The organism is Rhodoplanes roseus (genome assembly GCF_003258865.1).
In the GTDB taxonomy this organism is placed as follows: Bacteria; Pseudomonadota; Alphaproteobacteria; order Rhizobiales; family Xanthobacteraceae; genus Rhodoplanes; species Rhodoplanes roseus.
In genome coordinates, this window is sequence record NZ_NPEX01000292.1 from 1 (window position 1) to 6,816 (window position 6,816).

7 protein-coding genes are annotated in these 6,816 nt (G+C 68.9%); 2 read left to right on the forward strand and 5 right to left on the reverse strand.

The features are described 5' to 3' along the window. Positions 1-20 precede the first annotated feature (20 nt). From CH341_RS26100 to fabA, 4 genes are all read right to left on the reverse strand, one after another. Entirely contained in the window at positions 21-1,022 is a 1,002-nt protein-coding gene (locus CH341_RS26100; protein ID WP_111421886.1) for a transporter, read from the reverse strand. Positions 1,023-1,031: 9 nt separating this feature from the next. Continuing rightward, a complete protein-coding gene (gene fabI, locus CH341_RS26105; RefSeq protein WP_210208620.1) occupies positions 1,032-1,868 on the reverse strand; it encodes an enoyl-ACP reductase FabI in 837 nt (278 codons plus the stop codon). Between the two features lie 312 nt (positions 1,869-2,180). Then, positions 2,181-3,398, reverse strand: coding sequence for a beta-ketoacyl-ACP synthase I (gene fabB, locus CH341_RS26110; protein ID WP_111421887.1), 1,218 nt, complete (start codon positions 3,396-3,398; stop codon positions 2,181-2,183). 51 nt (positions 3,399-3,449) lie between these two features. Next, entirely contained in the window at positions 3,450-3,977 is a 528-nt protein-coding gene (gene fabA / locus CH341_RS26115; RefSeq protein WP_111421888.1) for a 3-hydroxyacyl-[acyl-carrier-protein] dehydratase FabA, read from the reverse strand. 219 nt (positions 3,978-4,196) lie between these two features. Between fabA and irr the strand changes: the two genes are divergently transcribed. Next, positions 4,197-4,700: a Fur family transcriptional regulator Irr gene (irr, locus tag CH341_RS26120; RefSeq protein WP_111421889.1), complete on the forward strand. Its 504-nt coding sequence runs from the start codon at positions 4,197-4,199 to the stop codon at positions 4,698-4,700. Positions 4,701-4,819: 119 nt separating this feature from the next. Here the strand turns inward: irr and CH341_RS26125 are convergent, their stop codons facing one another. After that, the gene (locus tag CH341_RS26125) at positions 4,820-5,359 is read right to left on the reverse strand and encodes an SH3 domain-containing protein (RefSeq protein WP_245431256.1); all 540 of its coding nucleotides are present in this window, start codon (positions 5,357-5,359) and stop codon (positions 4,820-4,822) included. A gap of 239 nt (positions 5,360-5,598) precedes the next feature. Between CH341_RS26125 and CH341_RS26130 the strand changes: the two genes are divergently transcribed. Further along, positions 5,599-6,600 (forward strand): 2-hydroxyacid dehydrogenase, encoded by a 1,002-nt coding sequence (locus CH341_RS26130; protein WP_111421891.1) that lies wholly within the window; start codon positions 5,599-5,601, stop codon positions 6,598-6,600. Positions 6,601-6,816: the final 216 nt, after the last annotated feature.

Below are 6,816 nucleotides of genomic sequence, written 5' to 3' on the forward strand. Positions count from 1 at the left end.
GGAGCGCGAGCTCCGGCCGCTCAGCCCCGGGTCACGCCGCGCCAGCGCAGGAGGGCGTAGACGACGGCGGAGGACAGGGCGGCGACCAGCACGCCGGCCCAGAAGCCGACCTCGCTCTCGGCATAGGCCATGCCCTTCAGGTTCATGCCGAAGAAGCCGGCGACCAGCGTCGGCGGCAGGAACAGGATGGTGACGATCGAGAGGACGCGCAGGTTGCGGTTGGTCTCCTCGGCGAGCTGGCTCGACAGCTCGTCCTGCAGCATGCGGGCGCGATCGCGCAGCGCGTCGATCTCCTGATCGAGGCCGTCGAGCCGCTGCGACAGCCGCGCGGCGTCCAGCCGCAGCGCCGGGACCAGCTCGTCGGGATCGATCGCCTCGAAGCGGCGGAACAGCACGCGCAGGCCGGTGAGCTGGCGGTGCAGCCGCACGGTGGTGCGGCGGAACACGCCGAGCCGCTTGCGCTCGTCGGTCGTCTCGAGATCGAGGATGCGCTCCTCGATGCGGTCCATCTGCAGCGCGAGGTCGTCGGCGAGGCGATCGATCGCGTTCGCGATGTGGTCGATGATCAGCTCCAGCAGGGCCGCCACCGACTCGGGCCGCAGCCCGGCCCGCAGGAGCTGGCGCACCTCGTCGACGGCGTTCAGGGCGCGGCGCCGGGCACTGATCAGGCAGCGCTCCCGCATGGCGAAATGCAGGAGCCGCACCTCCTCGGTGACGCCCTCGAACTCGCGACCGAGATCGGCGATGACCCCGTAGACGCAGTCGCCGTCGGCATGGAGCTGCTGGTGCGTGTCGGGCCCGACCAGGGCATCGACCGCCTCGGGCGGCAGATCCGGAAAGGCGCGGATGAAGCTGCTGCAGCGCGCGTCGACCAGATTGAAATGGAGCCACAGCCAGCCGTCGGGACGCGGCTCGATCGGCCGCTCGACGTCGAGCTCCTCGGCGACGCCGTCGCCGCGGATCCGGAACGCCCAGACGAGCCCGGGCAGCGGGTCCGCCCCCAAAACCAGGCGGGCCTCCATGGGCGGTCCTTACTGAGCGGCGTCCTTGGCGGCGCGCTCCTCGGCGGCGCTCTCGGCGTCGTCCACGGTCTTGAGCGCGGCCGGATGCGGCATCGAGATGATGTTGTAGCCGGAGTCGACGAAATGGATGTCGCCGGTGACGCCGGTCGAGAGGTCCGACAGCAGATAGAGGGCGGCACCGCCGACCTCCTCGATGCTGACGGTGCGGCGCAGCGGCGCGTGGCGCTGCTGATAGTTGAACATCAGCCGCGCGTCCGTGATGCCAGCGCCGGCGAGGGTGCGGACGGGGCCGGCCGAAATGGCGTTGACGCGCACGCCCTGCGGCCCGAAGTCGGCGGCCAGATAGCGCACCGAGGCCTCGAGCGCCGCCTTGGCGACGCCCATCACGTTGTAGTTCGGCATCACCCGGGTGGAGCCGCCATAGGTGAGCGTGACCATCGCGCCGCCGTGGGTCATCAGCGCCGCCGCCCGCTTCGCCACCTCGGTGAAGGAGAAGCAGGAGATCGTCATGGTGCGCGCGAAGTTCTCGCGCGTCGTGTCGGCGTAGCGGCCCTTCAGCTCGTTCTTGTCGGAGAACGCGATGGCGTGGACCAGGAAATCGATGCCGCCCCAGGCCTCGCCGAGGCGCTGGAACACGCCGTCGACCGAGGCGAGATCCTCGACGTCGCAGGGCAGCACCAGGTCGGAGCCGATCGACTCGGCGAGCGGCTTGACCCGCTTGCCGAGCGCCTCGCCCTGATACGTGAAGGCCATCTGGGCGCCGTGGGCGGCCAGCGCCTTGGCGATGCCCCAGGCGATCGAGTGATTGTTGGCGACGCCCATCACCAGGCCACGCCGGCCCAGCATCAGGCCGCTCTTGGTGCCGCCCTGCTCAGCCGTCATGACGAACGACCTGCGTGGCGGAAACCGAACCACGGCGTGTTCCGCCGCCTTGCTGTCCTTGGACATCTGCACGTCGCCTCCGCGCCACGACCCGTCGCCACGAGCCGCCGGTCTCACCGGCGGCCGCGTCCGGAGACGTTACGGTCCGTGGTGCTCTCCGGATCTCTAGGTCGGCCGTGCAACAGCCTCGTGACGACGGCTGCACCGCGCGAACGTCCTGTGGATACATCTGTGCCGACACGACGTGACCTTTCGAACGGCGCGGCGCGAGCCGGCTCAGGCGTCCACGTGCTTGAACACGATCGAGGCGTTGGTCCCGCCGAATCCGAAGGAGTTCGACAGCACGCAGCCGAGCGTGACGCCGTCCCGGCGCTCGCGCAAGATCGGCATGTCGGCGAAGGCCGGATCCAGCGTGTGGATGTTGGCGCTCTCGCAGATGAAGCCGTTGTTCATCATCAGCAGCGAGTAGATGCCCTCCTGCACGCCGGCCGCCCCGAGCGAGTGCCCGGTCAGCGACTTGGTCGCCGAGATCGGCGGCACCGCCGCGCCGAACACCTCGCGGATCGCCTCGATCTCCTTGACGTCGCCGACGGGAGTCGAGGTGGCGTGCGGGTTGATGTAGTCGACCGGCACATTGACGGTCGACAGCGCCATGCGCATGCAGCGCGCCGCACCTTCGCCCGACGGCGCCACCATGTCGTGGCCGTCCGAGGTGGCACCGTAGCCGGCGACCTCGGCATAGATCTTCGCGCCGCGGGCCTTGGCGTGCTCGAGCTCCTCGAGCACCAGCACGCCGGCGCCGCCGGCGATCACGAAGCCGTCGCGATCGACGTCGTAGGCGCGCGAGGCGATGGTCGGCGCGTCGTTGTACTTGGACGACATCGCTCCCATGGCGTCGAACAGCACCGACAGGGTCCAGTCGAGCTCCTCGCAGCCCCCGGCGAAGATCACGTCCTGCTTGCCGTACTGGATGGTCTCGTAGGCGTTGCCGATGCAGTGGTTCGAGGTCGCGCAGGCCGACGAGATCGAATAGTTGACGCCCTTGATCTTGAACCAGGTGGCGAGCGTCGCCGAAGCGGTCGACGACATCGCCTTCGGCACTGCGAACGGACCGACCCGCTTCGGGCCCTTGCTGCGGGTCGTGTCGGCGGCTTCGACGATCGTGCGGGCCGAGGGGCCGCCCGAACCCATGATGATGCCGGTGCGGATGTTGGAGACCTCGGCCTCCTCCAGCCCGGCGTCACGGATCGCCTGCTCCATGGCGACGTGGTTCCACGCCGCACCGTTGCCCAGGAAGCGCATCGCACGGCGATCCACGGCTTCCTCGGGATTGAGCGTCGGCGCTCCGTGCACCTGGCAGCGGAAGCCGAGCTCGGCATACTTGTCGGCGCGCGAAATACCGGACTTGGCCTCGCGCAGGCTCGCCAACACCTCCTGGGTGTTGTTCCCGATGGACGAAACGATGCCCATCCCGGTGACGACGACGCGTCTCATGATTCCGATTCCTGACTTGCCGGCGGGCCAACGCCCGCCCGCGGTGCCGGGCTATGCCGGATCCGGCTGCGGCGCCTGATCCCGGAACAAGCCCACCTTGAGATCCAATGCGCGATAGATGACCGAGCCGTCGGCCGACAACCAGCCGTCGGCGACGCCGAGCACCAGGCGCGAGCGCACCACGCGCTTCACATCGATGCCGTAGACGACCTTGCGAACGCTCGGGAGAACCTGCCCGGAGAACTTGAGCTCGCCGAGCCCGAGGGCGCGGCCCTTCCCTTCCGATCCGAGCCAGCCGAGGAAGAAGCCGAGCAGCTGCCACAGGGCGTCCAGCCCCAGGCAGCCCGGCATCACCGGATCTCCCTTGAAATGACAAGGAAAGAACCAGAGATCCGGCTTCACTTCGAGTTCCGCCCGGGCAAGGCCCTTGCCGTGCTCGCCGCCCTTCTCGCCGATCTCCGAAATTCGATCGAACATCAGCATCGGGGGCAGCGGGAGCTGCGGGCCTTCGGGGAACATCTCGCCGCGGCCGCACGCGAGGAGATCCTCGTACTCGAAGCTCGACCGACGATTGTGCATCCCCTGAGACCCCCGAAATCCCCGGCTGCGACGCCGGGCCGCCCTTCCCTAACACACGACAACGACCCGTCAAACCGCCCGCCGCAAGGCTTCGCAGGGGAATTTCGGGCCGGTTCCCGGAGCATCGGAATTGCGATGCAGTTGCAAGAAGAAAGCCCAGCCGATATGATGGAAGCTGAAATCGGCATTCTGCCGGCACGGCTTGCAGGTTCGGTCACGATGCAGAGGAATTCTCCGGCGATCAATGCCGGTCCGGGCTCGAAGGTGGTGGATACGGGGGCGTTCTTCGCGCAGCGCCCCGAGCTCAACGGGTGCCCCTGGCACGACGTCAAGAGCATGCTCCGCGGCGTCGGCCTGCGTCCCACTCTGCAACGGATGGCGCTCGGCTGGATCCTCTTCGGCAAGGGCCACCGTCACCTGACGGCCGAGATGCTCTACGAGGAGGCGTCGCGGGCCCGCGTGCCGGTGTCGCTCGCCACCGTCTACAACACCCTGCACCAGTTCACCGATGTCGGCCTGCTGCGCCAGGTCGCGGTCGACGGCTCGAAGACCTATTTCGACACCAACGTCTCCGAGCACCACCACTTCTTCCTCGAGGACAAGAACGCGCTGGTCGACATCCCGACCGTGGAGACCGAGATCGGTACTCTTCCGGACCTCCCGGAGGGATACGAGGTCGGCCGGGTCGACGTGGTCGTCCGTCTCCGGGCCAAGGGCAAGTAAAAGCGCGCCGCGGAGCGGCCCTGCCCCGACGAACTTGCAGAACGGCCGGGCATGTCCCGGCCGTTCTGCGTTTCGGCGCGTCGTTCCACGCGGCGGGCCGCAGGCCGGCGGCCCCGGGCTCAGTCGATCTTCTCGTTGGGGTAGACGCCCCACAGCCGCTCCTGGGCGATCCAGCCGTCGAACTTGTCGCCGATGAAGCGGCACCACCGGCCGTCGCAGCGCTTGACGGTGCCGACGACGCCGGGCTCGAGCTGCGCCTTGACCGGGCTCTCCGGATCGGCGTCCGAGCGGACCGGAACGAGGTCGTCGCTGTTCTTGGCGCGGGCCACGAAGGCGGTGCGCTTGCCGGACAGGAGCGAGTGGTAGACCCAGCCCTCGGCGCCTTCCCAGTCGCGGATGCGGCGCCAGTTCTCGAACTCGGCCGTGATCTCCACCGGCAGGCCGGAGCGGGTGTAGACCCAGGTGACCTCGTGGTCCTTGGTCGGGCCGCCGCGCACATTGACGCGGTCGGGCTTCAGGCTGACGAATCGCGGCACGGGAAGGCCGCTTTGCGAGCCGGTCGGCAGGTCGCTGGCCGCGGTCGCCCCGCCGCCCTCCGCAACCCACAGAATCACCGTCGCGAGCAGCGCCGCGGCGACGCGGGCGCGATGCCACGGCACCGCCCGGAGGGTGGCCGGAAGGGGCTGCCGGCAGGTGCCGAAAGCAGCCCGGAGAGGGTGTGATCGAAGCCGGTCCTGACGCATTGTGTTATCCCGGCCATCTGGTACAGAAGAGCCGGTACGGTCCTTCTCGACGTGCCTCCGAGCGCGGAAATCCAATGTCCGCGATGAGGGTTAAAGAGGACTGAAAAGCCGCGGGCCCGCTCGTTCGAGCACCCGGACCCGGTGGGGCAAACGACATGCCGAATCGGAAGAAACCTGTCGTGGTGGTGACGCGAAAGCTGCCCGACAGCGTCGAGACCCGCATGCGGGAACTGTTCGACACGCGTCTGAACATCGACGACACGCCGATGACGCCGGCGGCGCTCGCCGAGGCGATGCAGGATGCCGACGTGCTGGTGCCGACCGTGACGGATCGCATCGACGCGCACGCGCTCGGCCATGCCGGCCAGAACCTCAAGCTGATCGCGAATTTCGGCAACGGCGTCGACAATATCGACGTCGGCGCGGCGCTTCAGCGCGGCATCACGGTGACCAACACGCCGGGCGTCCTCACCGAGGACACCGCCGACATGGCGATGGCGCTGATTCTCGCCGTGCCGCGGCGGCTGACCGAGGGCGCCGCCCTGATGATCGGCGAGAAGCCGTGGACGGGCTGGACACCGACCTGGATGCTCGGCCACCGCATCTCCGGCAAGCGCCTGGGCATCATCGGCATGGGCCGCATCGGCCAGGCGATCGCGCGCCGGGCCCGCGCCTTCGGGGTGCAGATCCACTATCACAACCGCCGCCGCGTCCCGACCAAGATCGAGGAGGGGCTGGAGGCGACCTATTGGGAGAGCCTCGACCAGATGCTCGCCCGCATGGACATCATCTCGGTCAACTGCCCGCACACGCCGGCGACCTACCACCTGCTGTCGGCGCGCCGCCTGAAGCTGATGCAGAAGGGCGCGTATCTGGTGAACACGGCGCGCGGCGAGATCATCGACGAGAACGCGCTGGCCCGGATGATCGAGTCGGGCGAGATCGCCGGCGCGGGCCTCGACGTGTTCGAGCACGAGCCGGCCGTGAACCCGAAGCTGATGCGGCTCGCCCGCACCGGCAAGGTCGTCCTGCTGCCGCATCTCGGCTCGGCCACCATCGAGGGCCGGGTCGACATGGGCACCAAGGTGATCATCAACATCCAGACCTTCATGGACGGCCACCGCCCGCCCGACCGGGTGCTGCCCTCCATGCTGTGACGCCGGCCGGGCGAGCCCCGGCCCGCTTCCGCGCCGCGGCCACGGGCCGCGCCGCGCTTTCCGTGCAGAGCCATGTCGCCGCGACGGCTGTTCTCGATCGTTCCCGTGCTGCTCGCCGTGCTCGCGCCCGGCTGCAGCGAGCCGGCCGGCCCCTCGGGGCCGCCCGAACCGATGACGGCCGCCGAGTTCCGGCGCGAGCTGGTCGGCCTGCCGTTG

What these genes read in the sequence shown, in the direction of transcription:
- CH341_RS26100 (WP_111421886.1), bottom strand. Translation starts at nt 1,022, where the DNA reads ATGGAGGCCCGCCTGGTTTTGGGGGCGGACCCGCTGCCCGGGCTCGTC.
- fabI (WP_210208620.1), bottom strand. Translation starts at nt 1,868, where the DNA reads ATGCTGGGCCGGCGTGGCCTGGTGATGGGCGTCGCCAACAATCACTCG.
- fabB (WP_111421887.1), bottom strand. Translation starts at nt 3,398, where the DNA reads ATGAGACGCGTCGTCGTCACCGGGATGGGCATCGTTTCGTCCATCGGG.
- fabA (WP_111421888.1), bottom strand. Translation starts at nt 3,977, where the DNA reads ATGCACAATCGTCGGTCGAGCTTCGAGTACGAGGATCTCCTCGCGTGC.
- irr (WP_111421889.1), top strand. Translation starts at nt 4,197, where the DNA reads ATGCAGAGGAATTCTCCGGCGATCAATGCCGGTCCGGGCTCGAAGGTG.
- CH341_RS26130 (WP_111421891.1), top strand. Translation starts at nt 5,599, where the DNA reads ATGCCGAATCGGAAGAAACCTGTCGTGGTGGTGACGCGAAAGCTGCCC.